This is a genomic window from Methylobacterium sp. CM6247 (assembly GCF_054817925.1).
Genome location: NZ_JBTXKX010000003.1, coordinates 2,098,739 through 2,120,649, shown reverse-complemented (window position 1 = coordinate 2,120,649; position 21,911 = coordinate 2,098,739). Strand labels below are relative to the sequence as shown.

The window sequence follows — 21,911 nt, the reverse complement described above, 5'->3', positions numbered from 1 at the left end:
TGCTTCTCGGTAACGAATTTCGGTCCGAACGACATGGCGATCACTCCGCGGCGATCCGCACAGGATCGCTGTGCGGGTTGGCGCTGTAGCGGTCGATGCGCTTCTCGATCTCGGGACGGAAATGGCGGATGAGGCCCTGGATCGGCCAGGCCGCCGCGTCGCCGAGCGCGCAGATCGTGTGGCCCTCGATCTGCTTCGTCACGTCTAGGAGCATGTCGATCTCGCGACGCTGGGCGCGGCCTTCGGCCATGCGCAGCATCACACGCCACATCCAGCCCGTGCCCTCGCGGCAAGGCGTGCACTGGCCGCAGGATTCGTGCTTGTAGAAATAGGCGATGCGGGCAATCGCCGACACGATGTCGGTGGAACGGTCGAGGACGATGACCGCCGCCGTGCCGAGACCGGAGCCGAGATTCTTCAGGGTGTCGAAGTCCATCTTGGCGTCGATGATCTGCTCAGCCGGCACCAGGGGCACTGAAGAGCCGCCAGGGATGGAGCAGAGCAGGTTGTCCCAGCCGCCGCGCATGCCACCGCAATGCTTGTCGATCAGCTCGCGGAAGGTGATGCCGAGTTCTTCCTCGACGTTGCAAGGCTTGTTGACGTGGCCGGAGACGCAGAACAGCTTGGTGCCGGTGTTGTTCTTGCCGCCGAGACCGGCGAACCAGGCCCCGCCCCGGCGCAGGATGGTCCCCGCTACCGCGATCGACTCGACGTTATTCACGGTCGTCGGGCAACCGTAGAGGCCCATATTGGCGGGGAAAGGCGGCTTCAGCCGCGGCATACCCTTCTTGCCTTCGAGGCTTTCCAGCAGGGCGGTTTCCTCGCCGCAAATGTAGGCGCCGGCGCCGTGATGGACGTAGATGTCGAACGGGTAGCCGTGGACATTGTCCTTGCCGACGAGACGAGCCGCGTAAGCTTCGTCGACCGCCTTCTGCAAGGCGTGCTTCTCGGCAACGTACTCGCCGCGGATGTAGATGTAGCAGGCATGGGCCGCCATGGAGAACGAGGCCAGCATGCAGCCCTCGATCAGGAGATGCGGATCGTGCCGCATGATCTCCCGGTCCTTACAGGTCCCCGGCTCGGATTCGTCGGCATTGACCACGAGGTAGTGCGGACGCCCATCTGACTTCTTGGGCATGAACGACCATTTCAGGCCCGTCGGGAAGCCGGCACCGCCGCGCCCGCGCAGCCCGGACGCCTTCATCTCGTCGATGATCCAGTCGCGGCCCATTTCCAGCAGGAACTTGGTGCCGTCCCACGCGCCGCGCTTCCTGGCCTCTTCCAGACCGGGCGAATGCAGACCGTACAGATTGGTGAAGATGCGATCCTGATCGGAGAGCATGTCAGATCTCCTTCGCGTTGGCGGACGGCGTCTTCGGTTCGGTCGGTTTCGGTGACGATTCGTCCGCGCTCGCGCCGGAGGCGACCGGCTGCGGCGGCGGTTCATCGCGTGGCAGATCGGATTGCGTCCCTGCTTCGGCTCCAGCGACCTCGGCCTCGGCGATCGTCTCGGGCGCGGACGGAGCCGGCTTGTTCGGCTGGGCCGTCGATTCCTTCGGGTCGGCCGCATCGGCCTTGTCGCCCGGCTTCACCGGCGTCTCGCCGGATGCGTTACGCTGAGCTGGGGCGTCGGTCGGCGGCTCCTCCACGGCGCGGCCCGAATCGGGCTTAGCCGGCTTCGGGTCCGACGCCGCGCGCTGCTCGGACGAGACAGCTTCGGACTTGCCCATTGCATCGTCGGATTTCGCGGCCTGATCTTCGAACCGCTTCCGCCATGCGCCCACGCGCGACCCGTCGAACAAGGTCTCGTCGCTCAGCGTGTCGGCCCCGCCCATCGGCTCGGATGACGTGCGCCCGACCTGCGAACCGATCTTGACCGGGCGTCCAGCCGCGAGGTCGTCCATCAGTTTGCCGAGAAGTTCGGGTGTCAGGTCTTCGTAGTAATCCTGATTGATCTGAGCCATGGGCGCGTTGCAGCAGGCGCCGAGACACTCGACTTCGAGCCAGGAGAAATTGCCGTCTGCGCTGACATGGCCGGGTGCGCCGAGGCGCTCCTGCAGATAGCCCTTCAATTCGCGCGCACCGCAGGAATCGCACGGCACCGTGCCGCAGAGCTGGATCCAGAACCGGCCCACCGGCTCAAGGGCGAACATCGTGTAGAAAGTCGCGACTTCGAGCACGCGGATATGCGGCATGCCGAGTTCGGCGGCCACCGCCTCGATGGCCTTCTGCGGAAGCCAGCCGCCATTCTGCTCCTGCGCCTTCCACAGCAGCGGGATCACCGCGGAGGCCTGACGGCCTTCGGGATACTTCTCGATCTGCCCTTTGGCCCATTCGGCGTTCTCGGGCGAGAAAGCGAAGCTGGCCGGCTGCTCGGAAGCGGGGGCGAGTCTGCGATTGGCCATCAGTGCGAAACCTCGAATACCGTCACCGGTCCACCTCGCCGAACACGATGTCGAGCGTGCCGAGCACGCAGGACACGTCGGCCAGCATGTGGCCGCGGCACATCCAGTCCATGGCCTGGAGATGGGCGAAACCCGGAGCGCGGATCTTGCAGCGGTAGGGCTTGTTGGTGCCGTCGGCCACGAGATAGACGCCGAACTCGCCCTTGGGCGCTTCGACGGCGGCGTAGACTTCGCCGGCCGGCACGTGGAAGCCCTCGGTGTAGAGCTTGAAATGATGAATCAGCGCTTCCATCGAGCGCTTCATTTCCCGGCGCGGCGGCGGTGCGAATTTGCCGTCCGTGGCGGCGATCGCCCCCATTCCCGCCGGCTCGCGCAGCTTGATGCAGCACTGGCGCATGATCTTGGCCGATTCGCGCATTTCTTCCATGCGGATGACCTGCCGATCGTAGGTGTCGCCGTTCCTTCCCACGGGGACGTCGAATTCCATCTCCTCGTAGCATTCATAGGGTTGCGACTTACGCAGGTCCCACGGGATGCCGGAGCCGCGCACCATCACGCCCGAGAAACCCCAGGCCATGGCCTCGTCCACAGTGACGATGCCGATATCGACGTTGCGCTGCTTGAAGATGCGGTTCGACATGACGAGGTCGTCGAGATCGTCGACCACCTGCAGGAACGGGTCGATGAAGGCTTCGATATCGTCGATCAGCGCGGGCGGCAGGTCCTGGTGCACGCCTCCGGGCCGGAAGTAATTGGCATGGAGACGAGCGCCCGACGCGCGCTCATAGAAGATCATCAGCTTCTCACGCTCCTCGAAGCCCCAGAGCGGCGGCGTCAGCGCGCCCACATCCATGGCCTGCGTGGTGACGTTGAGGAGATGAGACAGGATGCGGCCGATCTCGCAGAACAGCGTGCGGATCAGCTGAGCCCGGCGCGGCACCTGGAGCCCGAGCAACTTCTCAATGCCGAGACAGAAGGCATGCTCCTGGTTCATCGGCGAGACGTAGTCGAGCCGGTCGAAATACGGCGTCGCCTGCAGGTAGGTCTTGTGCTCGATCAGCTTCTCGGTGCCGCGATGGAGCAGGCCGATATGCGGATCGACGCGTTCGACGATTTCGCCGTCGAGTTCCAGCACGAGACGCAGAACGCCGTGTGCCGCCGGGTGCTGCGGCCCGAAATTGATCGCGAAATTGCGGATATTGTGCTCGGTCATGGCCTCGCTCCGCTGCTCAAGCCGACTTTTTCTCATCGCCCGGGAGCACGTATTCGGTGCCCTCCCACGGCGAGAGGAAGTCGAAGTTCCGGAATTCCTGTGTCAGCTTCACCGGCTCGTACACGACACGGGCCTCGTCCTGGTCGTATCGAACCTCGACGAAGCCGGTGAGCGGGAAGTCCTTGCGCAGGGGGTGGCCCTCGAAACCGTAATCGGTGAGCAACCGGCGCAGGTCCGGGTGCCCCGAAAACAGGATTCCATACAGGTCGTAGGCTTCGCGCTCGAACCAGTTCGCCGCCGGGAACACCTCGATAACGGAGGGTACGGCGGTCTGGTCGTCGGTCTGCACCTTCACCCGGATGCGGCTGTTATGGCGCAACGAGAGCAGGTGGTAGACCACGTCGAAGCGCTTGGCCCGGTTGGGATAATCAACGCCGCAGATATCGATGAAGCAGCGGAACGCGCAGGTCGGGTCGTCGCGCAGATAGGTGAGCGCATAGACGATATCGCTCGCCTGAACGTTCAACGTCAGCTCACCGAAGGCGATGGCGCGCGAGACGATGGCCGGCCCGAGGGCCGCGCCCACATGGTCGCTGAGCGCCTGGAGCGAACCGTCGGCGGGGGCGGCCGTATGCGCGAGGATCGAGATGCCGTTGCTCATCGCGGACCCTCAGCGCTCGATCGTGCCGGTACGGCGGATCTTCTTCTGGAGCAGAAGCACGCCGTAGAGCAGCGCCTCCGCCGTGGGCGGGCAGCCCGGCACGTAGATGTCCACCGGCACCACCCGGTCGCAGCCGCGCACCACCGAGTAGGAATAGTGATAGTAGCCGCCGCCATTGGCGCAGGAGCCCATGGAGATCACGTAGCGCGGCTCGGGCATCTGGTCGTAGACCTTGCGCAGGGCCGGAGCCATCTTGTTGGTCAGCGTGCCGGCGACGATCATCACGTCGGATTGCCGGGGCGAACCGCGCGGAGCGAAGCCGAAGCGCTCACAATCATAGCGCGGCATCGACATCTGCATCATCTCGACGGCGCAACAGGCGAGGCCGAATGTCATCCACATCAACGAGCCGGTCCTGGCCCAATTGATGAGGTCGTCCGTCGAGGTGATCAGGAAACCCCTGTCGGCGAGTTCGCTGTTGATCGACAGGAAGGTCGGATCGTCGGCGCCGATAGGGCGACCGGTATTCGGGTCGATGATCCCTTTCGGTGCCGGTGCAACGGCGGGGATCCGGGTGATATCGGGGCTGAAGGCCATCGGTTTCTCGGGATCAGGCTTCGGGCAATGCGATTGTCAGGTCGACGGGATAGTTAGTCCCATTCGAGGGCGCCCTTGCGCCACTCGTAGACGAACCCGACCGTGAGCACGCCGAGGAAGGCCATCATCGACCACATCCCGAACCAGCCGAGCTCACCGAAGGTGATCGCCCAGGGGAACAAGAATGCCACTTCCAGGTCGAAGATGATGAAAAGAATAGCAACGAGGTAGAACCGCACGTCGAACTTCATGCGGGCGTCGTCGAAGGCATTGAAGCCACACTCGTAGGCCGAAAGCTTCTCCGGATCGGGGCTGTTATAGGCCACGAGAAAGGGAGCCACGAGCAACGCCACCGCAATGAAGAGCGACACGCCGATGAAGACGATGAGGGGCAGATAATCCGCCAACAGGCCTGTCATGCGACACCTCTCGTGTTCGTGGCGAGCGAAACGCCTCGCGAGCGCCGGGATGGTATGGAATTGCTCCAATGCCAGACTGCGCAGGCGCGAGGCTTAGACGACCCCCTTGAGCGAAACAAGGGCGTCCTGCGTCGCACAAATCCAGGCATGACACGGAGGTATGCCAAGGATCGCATCCTTCAACACGACCGATCCGCGCAGGCCCCTCCAAGATGGGCCCCACCGGGCCTGCCGACCGGGAATTCTGGCCGGCTTCCTGCATGGAACCGCGCCTGGCCGGGCCGGGTCGATGGGCCGGGTGGAAACGAGGATACCGGGGACATCCAAGGTTAACGCAAAGGTAAACATGGCGCTCGGCAAGCGCTCGGAACCATAACCTTGGCCGTGAGTTCCGTTCATGTCCCACTCAGGCCGGTTGGCGTTAGGTCGTCGCAACATTCGACCTTACAGGAGACGTTTCGTGCGCATTGCCCAGATTGCTCCGCTCTCGGAGGCCGTGCCTCCCAAGTTCTATGGCGGCACCGAGCGCGTCGTATCGTGGATCACGGAAGAACTCGTCCGCCAGGGCCATGACGTCACGCTGTTCGCTAGCGGTGATTCCGAGACGTCGGCCAAGCTGGCGGCCTGCACGCCGGAGGGCCTTCGCCTTCTCGGCTACCGGGACCATACCGCCAGCCATCTCGCCATGCTGCACAACGTGCACAAGCGGGCCCACGAATTCGACGTGCTGCACTTCCACATCGATCTGCTTCAGTATCCGATGTTCGAAGATCTTTACCATAAGTGCGTGACGACCATGCATGGTCGCCTCGACGTGCCTGATTTCATGCCGGTCTACCGTACCTTCACGGGCATGCCGCTGGTGTCGATTTCCGACAATCAGCGTGAACCGATGCCCTCCAACTCGAACTGGCAGTCGACGATCCATCACGGTCTGCCGGCCGAGAACTGCCCGTATTACCCGGACGCCAAAGGTGGCTACCTCGCCTTCCTCGGTCGCATTTCTCCGGAGAAGCGTCCCGACCGCGCGATCCAGATGGCGATCCAGTCCGGCGTGAAGCTCAAGATCGCCGCGAAGGTCGATAAGGCAGACCAGGATTACTGGGACGAGGTCATCGAGCCGATGATCCATCACCCGCTCGTCGAGTTCATCGGCGAGATCAACGAAGAACAGAAGAAGGACTTCCTCGGCAACGCGCTGGCGCTGGCCTTCCCGATCGACTGGCCGGAGCCTTTCGGCCTCGTCATGATCGAGGCGATGTCGGCCGGCACTCCGGTCATCGCGTTCCGCAACGGCTCGGTTCCCGAAGTCATCGCCGACGGCGTCAGCGGTGTCCTTTGCGACACGATGGATGATGCCATCGCGGCCGTGCACAAGGTGAAGACCATGAGCCGCGCCGGTGTCCGTCGCCACTTCGAGACCCAGTTCACCGCCGAGTGCATGGTGAAGAAGTACGTGGCGGTCTACGAGCAGTTGATCGCGGGTCAGCCCAACGTGATCACGATGCCGCATGCGGGCGCCTTCACTCCGCATTATGGCGACTTGAACGGTTCGGCCCGCCCCTCGCTCTCAGCCGCGGCGATGCCCGCCTGAAAATCTCTAGCGAAAGGCTGATGCCATCGGGCATCAGCCTTGCTAACCTTCCCCGTATCGGTGCCGCTTCGAGCGGATCCGCCGAGACCGGTTCCAGAAGGCCGCCGAGTCGCCTGGTCGCGATCGGCGGCCTTTTGATTCGCGGGCTACGATCGAACGTATCGGGCCGAAACGCATGGCCGCGTTTCATGCGAGTCCGAACTTAAACAATGATCTGCGGCATCGGGCCGGGTATGGCTTCGCCTCGATGCTGCAGGTCCGGCAGCCCACTTCCCGGAGACGTTCAGGCATGGCGGCGAACACTTCCACGGCGACGACACAGGACGGTTCCAGCGCGAATGGCCTGGGGCAAGGCTTCCAGGATGCCGACGCGGTGCTGCCGCAATATCATATCGAGGCGCAGACCTCGCTGGTGGAGCGTCCCTTGCGCTCGCTTAAGTACGGAGAGGCCTTCGCCGTCCTCGACAGTTACGGCGATATCGGCGTGCTACCTGGGCCGGAAGGCCTGTATTTCCAGGATACCCGCTACCTCTCGCGCCTCGGCTTCACCATCGAGGACCAGCGGCCACTCCTCCTGTCCTCGGTCATGCAGGACGATAACGGTGCGCTGAGCGTCGATATGACGACGCCCGACATCCGCATCGACGCTCATGACGAGACCACGATCCCACGCGAATTGATCGCTATCGAGCGTACCAAGTTCCTGTTCAAGGGGGCCTGCTACGACCGGATCGGCCTGCGCAATTATGATTCTCGGCATTGGAAGCTGAAGATCGGCATCACCTTCGACGCCGATTACCGTGACCTGTTCGAGGTGCGCGGAATGGACCGTCCCATTCGGGGCAAGCGTAGCGTCCAGGTGGCGAGCGAGACCGAGGTCCAGTTCCGCTATGTCGGTCTCGACGAGGTGGTCCGCACCACGAGCCTGCATTTCGGGCCGAAGCCGAAACATATCGAGCCGGGCCGGGCCGAGTTCGAAGTCTCGCTGCCCCCTGGCGGCCGGACGTCGCTGTTCATCCGCGTGGTCTGCGAATCGCACCGCGCCTTCACCAGTGCCCCGGCCGCCGAAAAGGTGGGCGAGGATGCAGCCGCCGGTCTGTCGCAGGCGGCGGGCAGCGGGGCCGGAGCACGTCACCCGAAGGGCCTCGGCGAAGGCGTGATCTTCGCCCGCGCCTATCGCGACGCGCGCCGGGACTTGCGCCAACTCACCGCCGGGATCACCACGATCATCTCGTCGAACGACCAGTTCAACGAAGCGGCCTGCCGCGCCACCGCCGACCTCTACATGCTGGCGAGCCGCACGCCCGAGGGAATCTACCCCTTCGCCGGCATCCCCTGGTACTCCACCGTGTTCGGCCGCGACGGCATCATCACCGCGATGATGGCCCTCTGGATCGACCCGAATTTCGCCAAGGGCGTCCTGCGCTACTTGGCTTCGACCCAGGCGAAGGCCGTGGACCCCGCCGCCGATGCCCAGCCGGGCAAGGTGCTACACGAGACCCGGCGCGGCGAGATGGCGATGCTCGGCGAGGTGCCGTTCCGCCACTATTACGGCACGATCGACGGCACGCCGCTCTTCGTCATGCTGGCCTATGAGTATTATGCCGTCACCGGCGACCGGGAGACCATTGCGCGGATCTGGCCGGCCCTCGAACTCGCCGTCGAATGGATGAACAAGTACGGCGACCGGGACGGCGACGGTTTCGTCGAATACGCCCGCGACACCGACAAGGGCCTGGAGAACCAGGGCTGGAAAGACAGCCACGATTCGATCTTCCACACCGACGGACAGCTCGCGAAGGGGCCGATCGCTCTGTGCGAGGTCCAGGGTTACGTCTATGCCGCCAAGAACGGCATGGCCAAACTCGCGACCTTGCTCGGCCATGACGCTCTCGCCACCCGCCTCGGAGACGAGGCCCGGCACCTGCGTGAGAATTTCGACAAAGCATTCTGGTGCGAGGAGATCGGCACCTACGCGCTGGCCCTCGACGGGGCGAAGAAGCAATGCGCCGTGCGCTCGTCCAATGCCGGCCACGCCCTCTTCACCGGCATCGCCCTGCCGGAGCGGGCCGCGAGCGTCGCTGCCAATCTCCTGTCGAAGGACGGGTTCAACGGTTGGGGCGTGCGGACCATCGCGCGTGGCGAGGCCCGCTATAACCCGATGTCGTATCATAACGGCTCGATCTGGCCGCACGACAACGCCATGGTGGCGATGGGCCTCGCTCGCTACGACTTGAAGCCCGAAGCGTCGCGCATCTTCCAGGGCATGTTCGATACTGCGCTCTATCAGGACCAGAAGCGCCTGCCGGAGCTGTTCTGCGGCTTCATGCGGCGCAACCAGCGCGGACCAGTCTCCTATCCGGTCGCCTGTTCGCCGCAGGCCTGGGCGGCAGCGGCACCCTTCGCCTTCCTCTCCGCCTGTATCGGCCTGGAGATCCAGCACGACCGCAACCGCATCCGGCTTCGCAACCCCACCCTGCCGGATTTCCTCGAAGGCGTCTCGATCTTCAACCTCAAGCTCGGCGAATCGCGGATCGACCTGCGTGTCCAGCGCTACGGAAGCGATGTCACGGTCAACGTGCTCAGGCGTGTCGGCGACGCGCAGGTGTCGGTGGTGAAGTAACCCGGGGGGCGGTTCACACGCCGCCCCTCCCCTCTCCGCGGATGCAAAGCCGTGCCGAATCACGGGATACCGTGAGTGGTCACGAGGCGATAAAAAAGCCGCTTCCCGGATCGGGAAGCGGCTTTCAATGTTCTCAAGTCCAGTGAAAGGACGGAAAGCGTCTCAGCGCGGCGCCAGGATCATGATCATCTGGCGGCCTTCGAGCATCGGCTCGCTTTCCACCTTGGCGATTTCCTGGGTCTCGTTCTTCACCCGCTCCAGCAGGCGCAGACCGATATCCTGGTGAGCCATCTCACGGCCGCGGAAGCGCAGGGTGACCTTCACCTTGTCGCCTTCCTCGAAGAACCGGATGACGGCCTTCATCTTGGTGTCGTAATCGTGCTTGTCGATGCCGGGGCGGAGCTTGATCTCCTTGACCTCGACCGTCTTCTGCTTCTTACGGGCCTCGTTCTGCTTCTTCTGTTCGTTGAAGCGGAAGCGGCCGTAATCGAGCAGCTTACAGACGGGAGGAACGGAGTTCGGCGCGATCTCCACGAGATCGAGGCCCGCCTCTTCGGCGAGGGCCAACGCGTCGAAGAAGGCGACGACACCGCGGTTCTGCCCGGTATCATCGATGAGCTGCACTTCGCGGACGCCACGGATGTCCCTGTTGGCGCGCGGCCCGTCCTTCTGCGGGGCCGGCATGGCTCTCATTGGTCTACGAATGGCTTCAATCTCCTCGTGAACGACGAAACGGCAGCCTGCGGACATCGCCCCGAGGGCTAGACCTGGCCACCAATCGCTCCGGCAATCCGGTTGCGGACACCATGTCCGAACTGCGTCCCGTGTCAACAGGCTCGAACCGCTTTGGTTCACGAACCCGTCGATACGGCATCATCGCGCGCGGCCCGCAAGGAGCTCCGCATAGATGTCCAAGGTGGCGCCCACCATGCCGTCGAGGGAGAAATGCGCTTCCACATGCGCACGTCCCCGGCGGGTCATGGCGTCCCGCGCACTGGCCCCGAGATTCAGCGCCTCGAGCAAGGCCTCCGCCAGGGCCGGTGCGTCGCCTGGAGGCACGCGCCAGCCGGTTCGCTGCGCGGCGGGCACTTCCGGCGGGGCAAGCACCGTTTCGGGCACCGCGCCGAGGTCCGAGACCACCACTGGAGTTCCGAGAGCCTGGGCCTCCACGGCCGAACGCCCGAATGCCTCGGGCTCCACGGAAGGGACGGCCACCACCGAGGCCGCCCGGAAGGCGGCCGGCATGTCGGTGCAATGACCGACCCGCAGCACGATATCGCTGAGTCCGCGGGCCTCGATCAGCGCATCGAGCTCACGTTCGTAGGCAGAGCGACCCTGCGGGTCTCCGGCCAGGATGAAAGCGACATCGGCGACACCCCGGTCCCGCAGGACGGCCGCCGCTTCGATCAGCACGCGCTGGCCCTTCCAGGCCGTCAGCCGGGCGGCGAGAAGAACAACGCGCTGGTGCGGGGCGACCCCCCAGGACCGGCGCAGGGCCTCGACGCGGGCCGGCGCCACGGCGCCGGGTGAGAACTGGGCGAGGTCGGTACCGCGATGGACGACCCGCACGCGGTCACCGGCTTGCTCGGGATGAAGCATCCGGATGAGGTCGGCGGTGTAGTGGGAATTGGCGATGACCACGTCGCCCCGCGCCATGACCGAATTGTAGAGCACCTTCACCCCGGTCCGGCCCGAATAACTGCCGTGATAGGTGGTCACGTAGGGGATCTTCAGCCGCCGTACCGCCCCGAGCGCCACCCAGGCGGGGGCACGTGAGCGGGCATGGACGATCTGAACCCCCTCTCGCCGGCACAGGCTGGCGAGGCGGCCGATATTCACGGCCATGGCGAGGGGGTTCTTGGAGGCCGCCGGAAAGGGAAGCCAGGTTCCACCCTTGGCCTGCATCTCGCCGACGAGCCGCCCGCCTTCCGTCGCCACCAGGGCACGGGCCCCGACGGCGGCCAATGCCGCTGCTACATCCACCGTCGTGCGCTCCGCGCCGCCGGCATCGAGGGCAGGAATGATCTGCAGGATCGTTGCGCCTGCCAGAGGCTGGATGTCACCGGGAAAGCCTGCGCCCGACCGCTCGCCGCCGTTCACTCCGGTGATCCTTTTCGGAACCGGAGACACGACGGACATTGGTTTTCGGCGCAGGCCCGGTATTCGTCTCGTGTCTCGATCATGGTCTCCAGCATCGGGGGCACGCTTTACGTCTCGGTAAACGAAAAGCGACTCCGAGGCATTCAATTCTGGTTTTCTTCGGATTACGGATGAAGCATGGATTTCGCGACCCGCCAGAACCCGATCTTCATCTCGGTTGGAGAGGGAGACGCCGCGCGCCGCATCGCGATACGGATCCGCGAGGGGGACGGGCCTCCGCTCGTCTGGCTCGGGGGATTCCGATCTGACATGGGGGCGACCAAGGCGACAGTCCTCGACGCTTGGGCGCGGGACCACGGCCGTGCCCTCATCCGGTTCGACTATACCGGACATGGAGAATCGGAAGGCGAGTTCGCCGCCTCGACCATCTCCACATGGCTGGAAGACGCCATGGCGGTGCTGGACGCGACCGTCACGAAGCCACCGATCCTCATCGGTTCGTCGATGGGGGGCTGGATCGCCTGTCTGGTCGCGCGAGCCCGAGCCTCGCGCGGCGACGCCGCACCGGCCGGAATGGTGTTGATCGCACCGGCCGTCGATTTCACCGAGACGCTGATGTGGGAGCGTTTCCCGCCGGAGATCCGCGCGACGATGGAACGGGACGGCGTCTGGTGGCGGGCGACGGAATACGGGCCCGACCCGGTCCCCACCACCATGTCGCTGATCGATGACGGACGCCGGCACCTACTGCTCGATGCGCCGATCGATCCGGGCTGCCCCATCCACATCCTGCAGGGCATGAAGGACCAGGATGTGCCTTACGAACACGCGATCGCGACGGTGGGCCGGCTGCCAGCCGCCGGCACAGTCCTCACCCTCATCGCCGATGGTGACCACCGGCTGTCTCGTCCGCAGGATCTAGCCCGACTGACGGCAGCGGTGGCCGAGATCGCCTGAGCGCCCCCTTGCGCCTCAGTGGAGGCTGACGGCGAAAAGGTCGTTGGCCATGGCGTTGGCGACGATCGCATCCCGCGAATCGGCGAGGAGGATCGGAGCCCCGCTGGCCGAGAGCAGGGCGAACAGGTCGAGGCCCGGCGACAGTTCGGGAGCCTGCGGGAACAGCCGCTTCACCTCATCGGAACGGATCGGGCGCACATAGGCAATGTGGCCTTCGCCGAGGGCGGCGAGATCGGCAGCGTTGAATTCGGCCGGGTCGAGATCGGCCTGGGTGATCGGGTTCGCATTGAAATCGGTCATGATGCCCTCCTTTCGAGGCAGAGCGTATAGGATCGGCGCCGCGTTCGGCCCGTATCCGGGTGAAAACTCAGTGTGCCCTCAGACCTCGTCGCGCGACGCGATGGTGATCTTGCGGACGATCCGCTCCGGCTCGGGGCGGGTCAGATCGATGGACAGGAGCCCGTTCGAAAGGTCCGCGCCCATCACCTCCATGCCGTCGGCGAGAAGAAACGCACGCTGGAACTGACGCGCGGCGATGCCTCGGTGCAGGAATTGCCGCGCCTTGTCGTCGACTTGCCGCCCTCGCACCACGAGTTGGTTCTCCTCCAGCATCACGTCGAGCTGGTCCCGGGTGAACCCGGCCACCGCGAGAGTGATCCGCAGCCGCTCCGGTTGATCGTCGGAACGGGCCACCCGCTCGATATTGTAGGGCGGATACCCGTCATTGGCCGCCTTCGACACGCGGTCGAGGGCCTGTTCGATTTCGTCGAAGCCGAGAAGAAACGGATGTCCGAACGGTGAAGGCCGTGTGGTCACGTGATCTAGTCCTTGGCGAAGCCCCGGGGTCGATAGATGAGGCACTTCGATCTGTCGGAGCCCGCCTGAAGCAGCACTCCTCCCGGCGGTCGTCTGCCGGTCACCGCGATATGGAGATGTGGAAAAGCGGCATCAAGGGCACCGCCGTCAGACCGGTCCTCGCGTCGACTCGCCTCCCTGACCGCACGGAAATGTCGAGCCCGAAGATCAGCGGAGCGGACAGGAAGAGGCTGTGGATGTCGCCAAGAAGGGAAACCCGGGATGATCAAGCAATGGACATGGGAGCATTAGGCAATCCCTTCGCTGCGCCGAGCGTCGCAGTAACAGTTTGGAACTGCTCTGATTTTCAGCGCAAAGCTTGATCTTACAGGGACAACTCGGATACTCCGCGCCACGTCGAACGATGCGGCGGTGCGAGCGCCGGGCGTCATGCGTCAGGTTGGAGCGGCACCGCACCGCGAGCGTCGCGCTCAATGCCAGAGGAACCGCCGAAGACGATCCCCCTGGGGGTCTCTGCGATTGCCGTTCGCGAAGGCGCATCGACGCAGGCGACCTGGGCAGGCAACTTGGGCATGCGACTTGGGACTGCCGTAACCGAGGAGAATCGGACCGTTATGAACGAGGCGCACTGCGTGACCGAATTCCCATCCTTCCCGGCCGGCCGTGCCATTGGCGCCGCGCTGATCGCTGCTGCCCTTTCGGTGGGATGGGGCGCGCCCGCCGTCGCCCAGGATGCGAAACCCAGCCCTCTGAAGCTCGAGCTCAACCGTCTCGAGCCGGCGGGCGAGGCGTGCCGCACCTATCTCCTCGTGGACAACAGCCGCGGCCCCGCGCTGAAATCCCTCAAGCTCGACCTCTTCGCGTTCGATACGGAAGGCGTCGCGCAGAAGCGCCTCGCCGTCGAACTCGGCCCCATCCAAGACCGAAAGACCATGGTGCGGCTGTTCGATTTCCCGGCCCTTTCCTGCCCGAAGATCGGCCGCGTCCTCCTGAACGACGTGCTCGCCTGCGAAGGCGGCGAGGCCAGCCGCGAGACATGCCTCGACCGGATCGAGACCGAGAGCAAGACGAGCGCGAGCTTCACGCGCTGATCCCACGGGCTGACACGCCGACCTTCTGATTGCCGATCCGGTCGCCCCTCGGCGATCGCCACCACCCAACGAACCCCGAGGAGCCCGCCATGGATCCGACTTCCGCGCCGGCCGCTGTCGCCCACGACTTTTCCTTCATCGGCCTGTTCCTTCAGGCAGACCCGATCGTCAAAAGCGTCATGATTCTACTGGTGATCGCCTCGATCGCCTGTTGGACGGTGGTGTTCGAGAAGCTGGTGCGTTTCGCCGCCGCCAAGCGTCAGGCCAAGGCCTTCGACACGCTGGTGCGCTCGGGCGGCTCCCTCGAAACGACGGGATCGGGTATCGATGCCGGTATCGTGCAGGCCGGGCTCGAAGCCTGGCGCGACCAGGACGCCACCGAGACCCGCGCCGAGCGGCGCGAACGCATCGAGCGCGCCATGCGGGCCGCCCTGACGCTGCGGGTCAAGCGCCTTCAGACGGGCCTGCCGCTCCTGGCGACCTCCGGTTCCACCGCCCCCTTCATCGGTCTCTTCGGCACGGTCTGGGGCATCATGAACTCGTTCTCGTCCATCGCCCAGAGCCAGGATACCTCGCTCGCCGTGGTGGCCCCCGGCATCGCCGAGGCCCTCTTCGCCACGGCGATCGGCCTCATCGTCGCGATCCCGGCGGTGATGGCCTACAACAAGCTCACGAACGATCTCGGCCGGGTGCAATCCGCCTTCGTCGCCAGCATCGGCACCCTCGGCAACCGCCTCGCGCGGGACCGCAAGAGCGTGCCGCACGCCGCGGCCGCCGAGTAGCACGGCGTCTCCCACGCAACGAACATTCCATGGCCGGCGCGGACGCGACGGCACGATGACGACATGCGGCGGGCCATCGAGCCGGCCGCCGAAGCCCCGGAGGGCTAAACGATGGGTATGGGTTCGGTCCGCGCCAGCGGCGGCGGCGATGACGAGGATTACCTCGATTCCGCGCCGATGTCTGAGATCAACGTCACCCCGATGGTGGACGTGATGCTGGTGCTGCTGATCATCTTCATGGTGGCGGCACCGCTGATGACGACGGGCGTGCCGGTGCAATTGCCTAAGACCACCGCCGCCAAGGTCGCACAGGCGAAGAAGCCTCTGGAAATCTCCATCGACAAGGAAGGTAAGCCATTCCTCGCCAAGGACGAGCTGACAGCGGAGACGATCATGCCGCGCCTGAAGGCGCTGGCGGCGGAAGACCCGTCCCAGGTCATGCTGGTACGCGGCGACAAGGACGTGCCCTACGGCAAGATCATGGAAGTGATGGGCCTCGTCGGCCAGGCCGGCTTCACCAAGGTGTCCCTCATCGCGCAATCCCCGGGCGGAGCGCTTCCGGCGGCGCCTGCGGCGAGCGGAGCGACGCGGTAGACCCGATGAACGCCCTCGTCTCGACACGTGAGCCCGAACAGCGAGGTCCCACGGGCCTCGCTGCGGCCTTCCTCGTGGCCTTCGTCCTGCACCTGACGGTTCTGGCGGGCATGATGCTGTTCGGCCAGCCGCCCAAGGCGCCCCCCGGCGAGAACACGATCACCATCGATCTGGCGCCGCAATCGACCGAGGCCGAAGCCCCGTCCGCCCCCGCCATGACGGAGGCGGTGCCTCCCCCGGCGGAAGAATCTCCCGTCGAGACGCCGGACGTCGTGGAAGAGGTGCAGCCGCCGGAGATGGCGGAGGTGACGCCGCCCGAGACTGCGGAAGTCCCACCCGAAGAGACTCAGCCCATCGTCACGCCCGACACGATCACGGAGGTGCCGCCGGAGGAGCAGGTCGTGACTTCCACCGCCGAGGTGGCCGAGCCCCTCGCTCCCCCGCCGCCCGTCGTGGCCAAGCCGCCCGAGCCGGTGAAGCCGCCCAAGCCCGTCGAGATCGTCAAACCGAAGCCGAAGCCCGATCCCAAGATCGAGGCGAAGCGTCGGGAGGAACTGGAAGCCAAGCGCGAGGCCATTCGCGAAGCAAAGCTGAAGGCGGCCAAGGAGGCCAAGCTGAGGGCTGCGCGTGAGACCAGCCGACGCGCCGCTCAGGAGGGCGGTCCGAGCAGCTCGGCCTCGTCCGCGAGGCAGGCGAGCACGGGCTCATCCGCCTCCGGCAACGATCCCAGCGCCCTGCGTCAATGGCAGGGAGCTCTCGCCTCGGCCATCAATGGGCGCATGAACCGTAACGCGGCGGCGGGGACGGCGGGCGGTACCGCCGTGGTGCGCTTCACCGTCTCGCGGTCGGGTCAGGTGCTCAGTGCCGGGCTCGCCAGCAGCAGCGGCATCAGCGTCATCGACGGGGCGGCGCTTGCTGCTGTGCGCGGATCGCTGCCGGCGGCTCCTCCTGGCGTCACCGTGAGCAGCCTTGCCGTCACCGTCCCCATGCGCTTCCGGCCAGGCGGCTGAGCCAGGAGGGGCGGTGGCAGTCTGGTTCACCAGCGATACGCATTTCGGCGACCGGCGTGCGCTGAATATCGACCGCCGCCCTTATCCGGACCTCGCGGCCCATGATGCCGGGTTGATCGCCAACTGGAACGAGAGGATCGCACCCGACGACACGGTCTGGCATCTCGGCGACGTCGCGCTCGGCCCCTCCGACACGCGCATCGCCGAGATCGTCGGCTCACTCAACGGCGTGAAGCACCTCATCATCGGCAACAATGACGGGCCCGGCACGCTGGCGCTGCAAGCCTGGGCCTCGGTGGGCCATTATGCCGAGACCGACGTGGACGGTCGCCGGCTCGTGCTCTGCCATTATGCGTTCCGGACCTGGAACGGCATCGGGCGGGGCGCACTCAACCTACACGGACATTCGCACGGCAAGCTCGCGCCGGCCCCGCGCCAGTACGATGTCGGGGTCGACGTTCATGCCTGCGCCCCGGTGCGACTCGACGAAATTCTGGTTTCTCGCAGGCGCAGGAAACCTGCGGAACCTTCGCCGTGAGTTCGCCGTTTGTGACGCAGACTGGACGATAGGGACGTGTCTTTGGCGCTAACCTTGCTCTGGCACTGAACTCGAAAGACGGACATCCGCCTTCAACGAGACGCACAATTGGATTTCCCCATGCGCTTCGCTCCTGCAACGCCCATCGCCGCATTTGGCTTCGTGCTGTGCATGATCACTCCGACACTGGCGGCGCCGTCATGCCTCCAGGGTGAACGGAAGGTCCAGGAAGCCGCAGCCCTTCGCTATCAGGCCCGTGAAGAAGCGCGGCTCGGTAATCGCGACCGGGTCTGCGAAACACTCGATGAAGTGGGCGATCGCTACGAGGAGGCCAAGGACGCGTTCGAGGATTGCGGTGCCGGCATCGTCGCCATCGACCTACGCAGCGAAACGCGGGCTTTGCGCGCAGCAAAATCTGTCAATCGCTGCGACTGAACTCTGCGGCCGGGATGCCGATACTTCTTTCCGGCCACGCACTACCGAATATCAGTATCTGACAACACTTTCCCATATGCGGATATTTTCCGCACGTGCCGACTCGGTGCGGCCACGCACAGCCACGCTTTTCCGTTCACATCACAGATCAAGGAACGACGGAGGACTTGTCCGTCGGGAGGCCAAACCCATGAACGCATCCGCCCAGCATAGCGATCTCTCCCTGCTTTCGTCCCAGGCTACGCATACGGCTGCAACCGGTCCGTCCTTCGCCGCAGCCTTGTGCGGCTTCCTCTCGACGACGGTCGCCACGACGATGGTGATGTTCCTGCTCAGCAGCCTCTGATCGAGCGCCGCGGCTACGGGGCGACGAACCAGAACCGTCGCCTGGAGAACAGCATGTCCGCGTTGCCGACGCTCTGGTCGCCCTGGGGACGAGCCGGGACCAGACTGCAGGGAGGCTCGATCCGCGGCGGTGCGGCGGGGAGCAGAAGCGCCGACGAGACCGGATGGAGACCGAGCTTGGTCTGTACCTCCGGATGACGCACGGCGACGATGGTCACGATTCCGGCGATGAGACCTCCGGCGAGCGTACCGAGCAGAAAATTCATCATGTCAGTGAAGGGGCGTACCCATCGGGGGCCCGACTCGGCCCATCTCCAGGATGCTCGCAAAACCTGACGGATGCGTTGCAAAAAGCCGGATCTCGGTGACTATGTGTTGCAATGCACGCCATCGATATAGGTTGATCCCGCCGGATTGATCAGGGCCGCTCCCCCGTCGCTCCGTCCTCCCCCAGCTTCCCGGCATGATTGGGGCGATCCCGCCGCCTTACCGTCTTTTAACCTTACCTCGACTACGGTTTGATTCGAGCGGCACGAATCGGCATGGCCGCGTCGGGAGAAGGAGCGATCATGTCCTATGGAGCCAATGCCTATGCGCGGGTCGCGCAGACCGCGTTGACGCCTCGCGGCGCCGAGGCAGCTGTCCTTATCAAGGCGGCAGGTAGGCTCCAGGCAATTCAGGCCGATTGGGACAATCAGCGCCCGGCTTTGAATGACGCCTTGAACTTCAACCAGAAAGTCTGGACCATCATCGCTGGCTCCGCGACCGAACCGGAGAATCCGTTGCCGGATTCGATCAAGACGAGCATCGCCGAACTCTCGACCTTCGTGTTCAAGCGCATGATCGACACGATGATCGAGCCCAAGGCCGAAAAACTGACGGCACTCATCAACATCAACCACCAGATTGCGGCCGGCCTACGGACCTGACACCTCGCTGGGCACTCACGACGCGAAGCGAACGCCCATCACTGGCGTCGCAGCGGAACGTGCCTCGCTACGAGGTCGGCGGAGCCCGGATAAGTGCGGGCTCGGGCGGCGAGCCCGCCGCGCCTTGTGACGCACACACCGCCCGAATGCATCCATTTGGGAGACAGGGTTCGTCTCGGCCGCAGCAGATCGGCTTCGATCGTTCGCAGGCTCAGCGAGCCTGAGTTGGACGTGCTGCGCAAGTACCAAAAGGCCGGAGCCTTCGCTCCAGCCTTACGTGTTTCCTATCGATGAATGGGGCGATGCGTCGGCCCTGATCAGGCGGTCCGATCCACGGGCTGCTCGTCTTCCGTCGCCCGGAAGGCGGTGGCCCGATTCGCCGTCGCCTCCGCATAGGCGCGCGCTCTCAGGAGAGTGGCCTCGGGCAGTTGCACGACCACGTCGCCGGAATCGGGGTCCACCACCTGATACACGATGCTCTTGGTATCCTGATCCACGGTGACCCGACGCTCATCCGCGGTGGGCAGTCCAATATCCGACTTGGACGCCGGTTCATCGGCGGCGGGTGTTTCGTCCCGGCGAACATCGAACTTCACAGGCGGGTCCAGAGGCGTGGCGACGCGCGTCACGGGCGCAGCCTTGCGCACCGGCGTCGGTGAATTCACGGATGGATTATTTGGAGCGACGGGAGCCGTCGACACCGAAGAAATACTCAGGATCGTCATTGCACGCCCTTTCGAAGGTGGTCGTGTCATGCAACCAAAAACGATGGCGAGGATGAATCGCTTCTTAAGATGGGCCGGTTACTCACGGCTGTTCACCAGAACGGTAAAGAAGTCGTTCAGAGAAAGCATGAAATTTTAACGATCCTACCAGCCCGCCATCAGATCTCCACCGGCGCGGGCCCGGCCGTCCCCACCCCCTGGGGATCGAAAGCGATGCTTTTCACCACGGCATAGACGGCGCGGCCGGGCGCAAGGGCGAGATCGCGCACCGAGGCGCGGGTCAGGCGGGCGGCGAGCAGCACGCCGTGGCAATCGATCTGAACCATGGCGGCCGCTTCCCCGAAGGCATGGATCGAGACGACATGCCCTTCCAGAATATTGCGCGCGCTCAATCCGACAGGGGCTTGCGTCGCGAGGAGAACGTCCCGCGCCGGCACGCGGATGCGGACGGCTGTGCCGATGCTTCGTAGCAAGCGGGGAACCCACAGGCGACCGACGCGTCCGCTCAGACGGGTCAGGCCGGTCTCGGAATCCGTCTCCTCCACGATCATGTCGAGGATCGCACCGGCTTCGGCCTCCTGCGTAGCGAGAAGATCGGCCCGCCGAAGGACGGTATCGGCCGCTCCCACGGCAGCGACGCGACCCGCCTCGAGCACGACGACGGTGCGCGCCAGTCGCGCCACCTCCGAGACCGCGTGGCTGACATAGACGATGGGCAAGCCGGCCTCGTCGCGCAAGCGCTCGATATAGGGAAGGATCTCCGCCTTGCGGCCCTCATCGAGGGAAGCGAGGGGCTCGTCCATGAGCAGGAGCCGGGGCCGGCTGAGCAGGGCCCGGCCGATCGCTACTCTTTGCGCTTCACCACCCGAGAGACCCGCCGGTCGCCGTTCGAGCAGATGGCCAAGCCCCAACAGGTCGACGACGCCCTCGAAGGCGATGCCGTCGCTGCGGCCGCGGGCGAAGGCTCGGCCATAGCTAAGGTTCCGGCGTACCGAGAGATGCGGCATCAGCCGCGCCTGCTGGAACACCACGCCGATACGCCGGCGATGAACCGGCACGGCGATGCCGCGCTCCGTGTCGAGCAACGTCTCACCGGTCACCGCGATGCGACCCCGATCCGGTCGCGCCAACCCGGCGATGAGATCGATCACCGTGGTCTTGCCCGAGCCCGAGCGACCGAACAGGGCGGTCAGGCCAGGGCCGGCGGCGAACGCGACTTCGAGGCTGAAGGCACCCCGGTTCAGCGAGACGTCGATACCGAGCGTCGCGGACATAGGGGGCCTCACCCGGTTCCGAGGCGGCGGGCGAGGCGGCGGGCCAGCAGCTCGGACACGAGAAGAGCCGTCATCGACAGCGCCACCGAGATCAGGGTGAGGCGCAAAGCACCCGCCTCCCCGCCCGGCACCTGTGTCAGACTGTAGATCGCGGATGGCAGCGTCTGGGTCTCGCCGGGGATGTTCGAGACGAAGGTGATGGTGGCACCGAACTCGCCCATCGCCTTGGCGAAAGCCAGCACCGCCCCGGCGAGAATCCCCGGCATGGCGAGCGGAAGGGTGACGGTGAGGAAGACCGCGCTCGGCCGTGCTCCGAGCGTGGCGGCCGCCTGTTCGAGGCGTCGGTCCACCGCCTCGATGGACAAGCGCATGGCCCGGACCATGAGGGGGAACCCCATGATCGCGCAGGCCAGGGCTGCTCCGGTCCAGCGGAACGAGAACACGATCCCGACCTCGGCGAGCGCCGCACCGAAGGTGCCGCGCCGCCCGAACGACAGGAGCAAAAGATATCCCGTCACCACAGGCGGCAGGATCAGGGGAAGGTGGACGAGGCCATCGAGCAGGGCGCGGCCGGGAAAACGCCCACGCGCCAGAAGCATGGCGACGAAGAGACCGGGGATCAAACTCGCCAGCGTGGCCACGGCGGCGACCCGTAGGCTGAGGCCGATGGCTGTCCATTCGTCGGGTGTCAGAGCGATCACCGGCGACGGATCAGCGCCGGCTTCCAGGGAACCGAGGGCCTCTGCACTGGATCATGACGACGCGCGCTCCCTCATCCGCCGGAGGCGTCAATAGCACGAAAT

25 protein-coding genes are annotated in these 21,911 nt (G+C 65.1%); 11 read left to right on the top strand and 14 right to left on the bottom strand.

Annotation, left to right across the window (positions count from 1 at the left end):
* Positions 1-40: 40 nt before the first annotated feature.
* The 6 genes from nuoF to ACYQOP_RS10785 are packed head-to-tail and all read right to left on the bottom strand — an operon-like array spanning position 41 to position 5,295.
* The gene (gene nuoF, locus ACYQOP_RS10810) at positions 41-1,342 is read right to left on the bottom strand and encodes an NADH-quinone oxidoreductase subunit NuoF (protein WP_056434378.1); all 1,302 of its coding nucleotides are present in this window, start codon (positions 1,340-1,342) and stop codon (positions 41-43) included.
* A 1-nt stretch (position 1,343) separates the two neighbouring features.
* Positions 1,344-2,405: an NADH-quinone oxidoreductase subunit NuoE gene (gene nuoE / locus ACYQOP_RS10805; protein ID WP_461222368.1), complete on the bottom strand. Its 1,062-nt coding sequence runs from the start codon at positions 2,403-2,405 to the stop codon at positions 1,344-1,346.
* Between the two features lie 22 nt (positions 2,406-2,427).
* Positions 2,428-3,618 (bottom strand): NADH-quinone oxidoreductase subunit D, encoded by a 1,191-nt coding sequence (locus ACYQOP_RS10800; RefSeq protein WP_056434382.1) that lies wholly within the window; start codon positions 3,616-3,618, stop codon positions 2,428-2,430.
* A gap of 16 nt (positions 3,619-3,634) precedes the next feature.
* Positions 3,635-4,279, bottom strand: coding sequence for an NADH-quinone oxidoreductase subunit C (locus tag ACYQOP_RS10795; RefSeq protein ID WP_461222367.1), 645 nt, complete (start codon positions 4,277-4,279; stop codon positions 3,635-3,637).
* A gap of 9 nt (positions 4,280-4,288) precedes the next feature.
* Positions 4,289-4,876 (bottom strand): NuoB/complex I 20 kDa subunit family protein, encoded by a 588-nt coding sequence (locus ACYQOP_RS10790; RefSeq protein WP_019906836.1) that lies wholly within the window; start codon positions 4,874-4,876, stop codon positions 4,289-4,291.
* Between the two features lie 53 nt (positions 4,877-4,929).
* Positions 4,930-5,295 carry an NADH-quinone oxidoreductase subunit A gene (locus ACYQOP_RS10785; RefSeq protein ID WP_056434386.1) on the bottom strand — a complete coding sequence of 122 codons (366 nt, stop codon included), beginning with the start codon at positions 5,293-5,295 and terminating at the stop codon, positions 4,930-4,932.
* A 460-nt stretch (positions 5,296-5,755) separates the two neighbouring features.
* Here ACYQOP_RS10785 and ACYQOP_RS10780 point away from each other — a divergent pair, with 460 nt between their 5' ends.
* Complete coding sequence (locus ACYQOP_RS10780; RefSeq protein ID WP_056434388.1) at positions 5,756-6,889, top strand: glycosyltransferase family 4 protein; 1,134 nt, start codon at positions 5,756-5,758, stop codon at positions 6,887-6,889.
* 289 nt (positions 6,890-7,178) lie between these two features.
* Positions 7,179-9,512, top strand: a complete 2,334-nt coding sequence (locus ACYQOP_RS10775; RefSeq protein WP_461222366.1) for an amylo-alpha-1,6-glucosidase — start codon at positions 7,179-7,181, stop codon at positions 9,510-9,512.
* 162 nt (positions 9,513-9,674) lie between these two features.
* On the opposite strand, the gene infC is transcribed toward ACYQOP_RS10775, so the two are convergent.
* Complete coding sequence (gene infC / locus ACYQOP_RS10770) at positions 9,675-10,196, bottom strand: translation initiation factor IF-3 (protein ID WP_018042013.1); 522 nt, start codon at positions 10,194-10,196, stop codon at positions 9,675-9,677.
* Between the two features lie 189 nt (positions 10,197-10,385).
* Positions 10,386-11,612: a glycosyltransferase family 4 protein gene (locus ACYQOP_RS10765; protein ID WP_461222365.1), complete on the bottom strand. Its 1,227-nt coding sequence runs from the start codon at positions 11,610-11,612 to the stop codon at positions 10,386-10,388.
* Between the two features lie 177 nt (positions 11,613-11,789).
* On the opposite strand from ACYQOP_RS10765, the gene ACYQOP_RS10760 reads away from it, so the two are divergent.
* Complete coding sequence (locus tag ACYQOP_RS10760) at positions 11,790-12,569, top strand: alpha/beta hydrolase (protein WP_461222364.1); 780 nt, start codon at positions 11,790-11,792, stop codon at positions 12,567-12,569.
* A 15-nt stretch (positions 12,570-12,584) separates the two neighbouring features.
* Here the strand turns inward: ACYQOP_RS10760 and ACYQOP_RS10755 are convergent, their stop codons facing one another.
* Both ACYQOP_RS10755 and ACYQOP_RS10750 read right to left on the bottom strand, forming a co-directional pair.
* A complete protein-coding gene (locus ACYQOP_RS10755) occupies positions 12,585-12,869 on the bottom strand; it encodes a BQ00720 family protein (RefSeq protein ID WP_056434395.1) in 285 nt (94 codons plus the stop codon).
* A gap of 78 nt (positions 12,870-12,947) precedes the next feature.
* On the bottom strand, positions 12,948-13,385 hold the full coding sequence (locus tag ACYQOP_RS10750) for an Hsp20 family protein (protein ID WP_207412252.1): 438 nt from the start codon (positions 13,383-13,385) through the stop codon (positions 12,948-12,950).
* A gap of 614 nt (positions 13,386-13,999) precedes the next feature.
* On the opposite strand from ACYQOP_RS10750, the gene ACYQOP_RS10745 reads away from it, so the two are divergent.
* The 7 genes from ACYQOP_RS10745 (at position 14,000) to ACYQOP_RS10715 (ending at position 18,181) form a co-directional block, all read left to right on the top strand.
* Positions 14,000-14,476, top strand: a complete 477-nt coding sequence (locus ACYQOP_RS10745; RefSeq protein ID WP_056434399.1) for a hypothetical protein — start codon at positions 14,000-14,002, stop codon at positions 14,474-14,476.
* A gap of 89 nt (positions 14,477-14,565) precedes the next feature.
* The gene (locus tag ACYQOP_RS10740) at positions 14,566-15,258 is read left to right on the top strand and encodes a MotA/TolQ/ExbB proton channel family protein (RefSeq protein ID WP_056434401.1); all 693 of its coding nucleotides are present in this window, start codon (positions 14,566-14,568) and stop codon (positions 15,256-15,258) included.
* A gap of 111 nt (positions 15,259-15,369) precedes the next feature.
* Positions 15,370-15,852 carry a protein TolR gene (tolR, locus tag ACYQOP_RS10735; protein WP_461222363.1) on the top strand — a complete coding sequence of 161 codons (483 nt, stop codon included), beginning with the start codon at positions 15,370-15,372 and terminating at the stop codon, positions 15,850-15,852.
* 5 nt (positions 15,853-15,857) lie between these two features.
* Positions 15,858-16,862, top strand: coding sequence for an energy transducer TonB family protein (locus ACYQOP_RS10730; protein WP_461222362.1), 1,005 nt, complete (start codon positions 15,858-15,860; stop codon positions 16,860-16,862).
* Positions 16,863-16,875: 13 nt separating this feature from the next.
* On the top strand, positions 16,876-17,400 hold the full coding sequence (locus ACYQOP_RS10725) for a metallophosphoesterase family protein (RefSeq protein WP_461222361.1): 525 nt from the start codon (positions 16,876-16,878) through the stop codon (positions 17,398-17,400).
* Between the two features lie 171 nt (positions 17,401-17,571).
* Positions 17,572-17,835, top strand: coding sequence for a hypothetical protein (locus tag ACYQOP_RS10720; RefSeq protein ID WP_246747951.1), 264 nt, complete (start codon positions 17,572-17,574; stop codon positions 17,833-17,835).
* 190 nt (positions 17,836-18,025) lie between these two features.
* The gene (locus tag ACYQOP_RS10715) at positions 18,026-18,181 is read left to right on the top strand and encodes a hypothetical protein (RefSeq protein ID WP_200919252.1); all 156 of its coding nucleotides are present in this window, start codon (positions 18,026-18,028) and stop codon (positions 18,179-18,181) included.
* Between the two features lie 13 nt (positions 18,182-18,194).
* On the opposite strand, the gene ACYQOP_RS10710 is transcribed toward ACYQOP_RS10715, so the two are convergent.
* Positions 18,195-18,446, bottom strand: coding sequence for a hypothetical protein (locus ACYQOP_RS10710; RefSeq protein ID WP_461222360.1), 252 nt, complete (start codon positions 18,444-18,446; stop codon positions 18,195-18,197).
* A gap of 303 nt (positions 18,447-18,749) precedes the next feature.
* On the opposite strand from ACYQOP_RS10710, the gene flaF reads away from it, so the two are divergent.
* Positions 18,750-19,109 (top strand): flagellar biosynthesis regulator FlaF, encoded by a 360-nt coding sequence (flaF, locus tag ACYQOP_RS10705; protein ID WP_461222359.1) that lies wholly within the window; start codon positions 18,750-18,752, stop codon positions 19,107-19,109.
* Positions 19,110-19,426: 317 nt separating this feature from the next.
* On the opposite strand, the gene ACYQOP_RS10700 is transcribed toward flaF, so the two are convergent.
* From ACYQOP_RS10700 to modB, 3 genes are all read right to left on the bottom strand, one after another.
* Positions 19,427-19,774 (bottom strand): hypothetical protein, encoded by a 348-nt coding sequence (locus tag ACYQOP_RS10700; RefSeq protein ID WP_207412245.1) that lies wholly within the window; start codon positions 19,772-19,774, stop codon positions 19,427-19,429.
* 218 nt (positions 19,775-19,992) lie between these two features.
* Positions 19,993-21,108, bottom strand: a complete 1,116-nt coding sequence (gene modC / locus ACYQOP_RS10695) for a molybdenum ABC transporter ATP-binding protein (RefSeq protein ID WP_461222358.1) — start codon at positions 21,106-21,108, stop codon at positions 19,993-19,995.
* An 8-nt stretch (positions 21,109-21,116) separates the two neighbouring features.
* Positions 21,117-21,809 (bottom strand): molybdate ABC transporter permease subunit, encoded by a 693-nt coding sequence (modB, locus tag ACYQOP_RS10690; RefSeq protein ID WP_207412243.1) that lies wholly within the window; start codon positions 21,807-21,809, stop codon positions 21,117-21,119.
* Positions 21,810-21,911: the final 102 nt, after the last annotated feature.

What these genes read in the sequence shown, in the direction of transcription:
- ACYQOP_RS10775 (WP_461222366.1), top strand. Translation starts at nt 7,179, where the DNA reads ATGGCGGCGAACACTTCCACGGCGACGACACAGGACGGTTCCAGCGCG.
- tolR (WP_461222363.1), top strand. Translation starts at nt 15,370, where the DNA reads ATGGGTATGGGTTCGGTCCGCGCCAGCGGCGGCGGCGATGACGAGGAT.
- ACYQOP_RS10715 (WP_200919252.1), top strand. Translation starts at nt 18,026, where the DNA reads ATGAACGCATCCGCCCAGCATAGCGATCTCTCCCTGCTTTCGTCCCAG.
- nuoF (WP_056434378.1), bottom strand. Translation starts at nt 1,342, where the DNA reads ATGCTCTCCGATCAGGATCGCATCTTCACCAATCTGTACGGTCTGCAT.
- ACYQOP_RS10730 (WP_461222362.1), top strand. Translation starts at nt 15,858, where the DNA reads ATGAACGCCCTCGTCTCGACACGTGAGCCCGAACAGCGAGGTCCCACG.
- ACYQOP_RS10800 (WP_056434382.1), bottom strand. Translation starts at nt 3,618, where the DNA reads ATGACCGAGCACAATATCCGCAATTTCGCGATCAATTTCGGGCCGCAG.
- infC (WP_018042013.1), bottom strand. Translation starts at nt 10,196, where the DNA reads ATGCCGGCCCCGCAGAAGGACGGGCCGCGCGCCAACAGGGACATCCGT.
- ACYQOP_RS10755 (WP_056434395.1), bottom strand. Translation starts at nt 12,869, where the DNA reads ATGACCGATTTCAATGCGAACCCGATCACCCAGGCCGATCTCGACCCG.
- ACYQOP_RS10795 (WP_461222367.1), bottom strand. Translation starts at nt 4,279, where the DNA reads ATGAGCAACGGCATCTCGATCCTCGCGCATACGGCCGCCCCCGCCGAC.
- ACYQOP_RS10790 (WP_019906836.1), bottom strand. Translation starts at nt 4,876, where the DNA reads ATGGCCTTCAGCCCCGATATCACCCGGATCCCCGCCGTTGCACCGGCA.
- ACYQOP_RS10745 (WP_056434399.1), top strand. Translation starts at nt 14,000, where the DNA reads ATGAACGAGGCGCACTGCGTGACCGAATTCCCATCCTTCCCGGCCGGC.
- modC (WP_461222358.1), bottom strand. Translation starts at nt 21,108, where the DNA reads ATGTCCGCGACGCTCGGTATCGACGTCTCGCTGAACCGGGGTGCCTTC.
- flaF (WP_461222359.1), top strand. Translation starts at nt 18,750, where the DNA reads ATGTCCTATGGAGCCAATGCCTATGCGCGGGTCGCGCAGACCGCGTTG.
- ACYQOP_RS10720 (WP_246747951.1), top strand. Translation starts at nt 17,572, where the DNA reads ATGATCACTCCGACACTGGCGGCGCCGTCATGCCTCCAGGGTGAACGG.
- nuoE (WP_461222368.1), bottom strand. Translation starts at nt 2,405, where the DNA reads ATGGCCAATCGCAGACTCGCCCCCGCTTCCGAGCAGCCGGCCAGCTTC.
- ACYQOP_RS10785 (WP_056434386.1), bottom strand. Translation starts at nt 5,295, where the DNA reads ATGACAGGCCTGTTGGCGGATTATCTGCCCCTCATCGTCTTCATCGGC.
- ACYQOP_RS10740 (WP_056434401.1), top strand. Translation starts at nt 14,566, where the DNA reads ATGGATCCGACTTCCGCGCCGGCCGCTGTCGCCCACGACTTTTCCTTC.
- ACYQOP_RS10710 (WP_461222360.1), bottom strand. Translation starts at nt 18,446, where the DNA reads ATGAATTTTCTGCTCGGTACGCTCGCCGGAGGTCTCATCGCCGGAATC.
- ACYQOP_RS10760 (WP_461222364.1), top strand. Translation starts at nt 11,790, where the DNA reads ATGGATTTCGCGACCCGCCAGAACCCGATCTTCATCTCGGTTGGAGAG.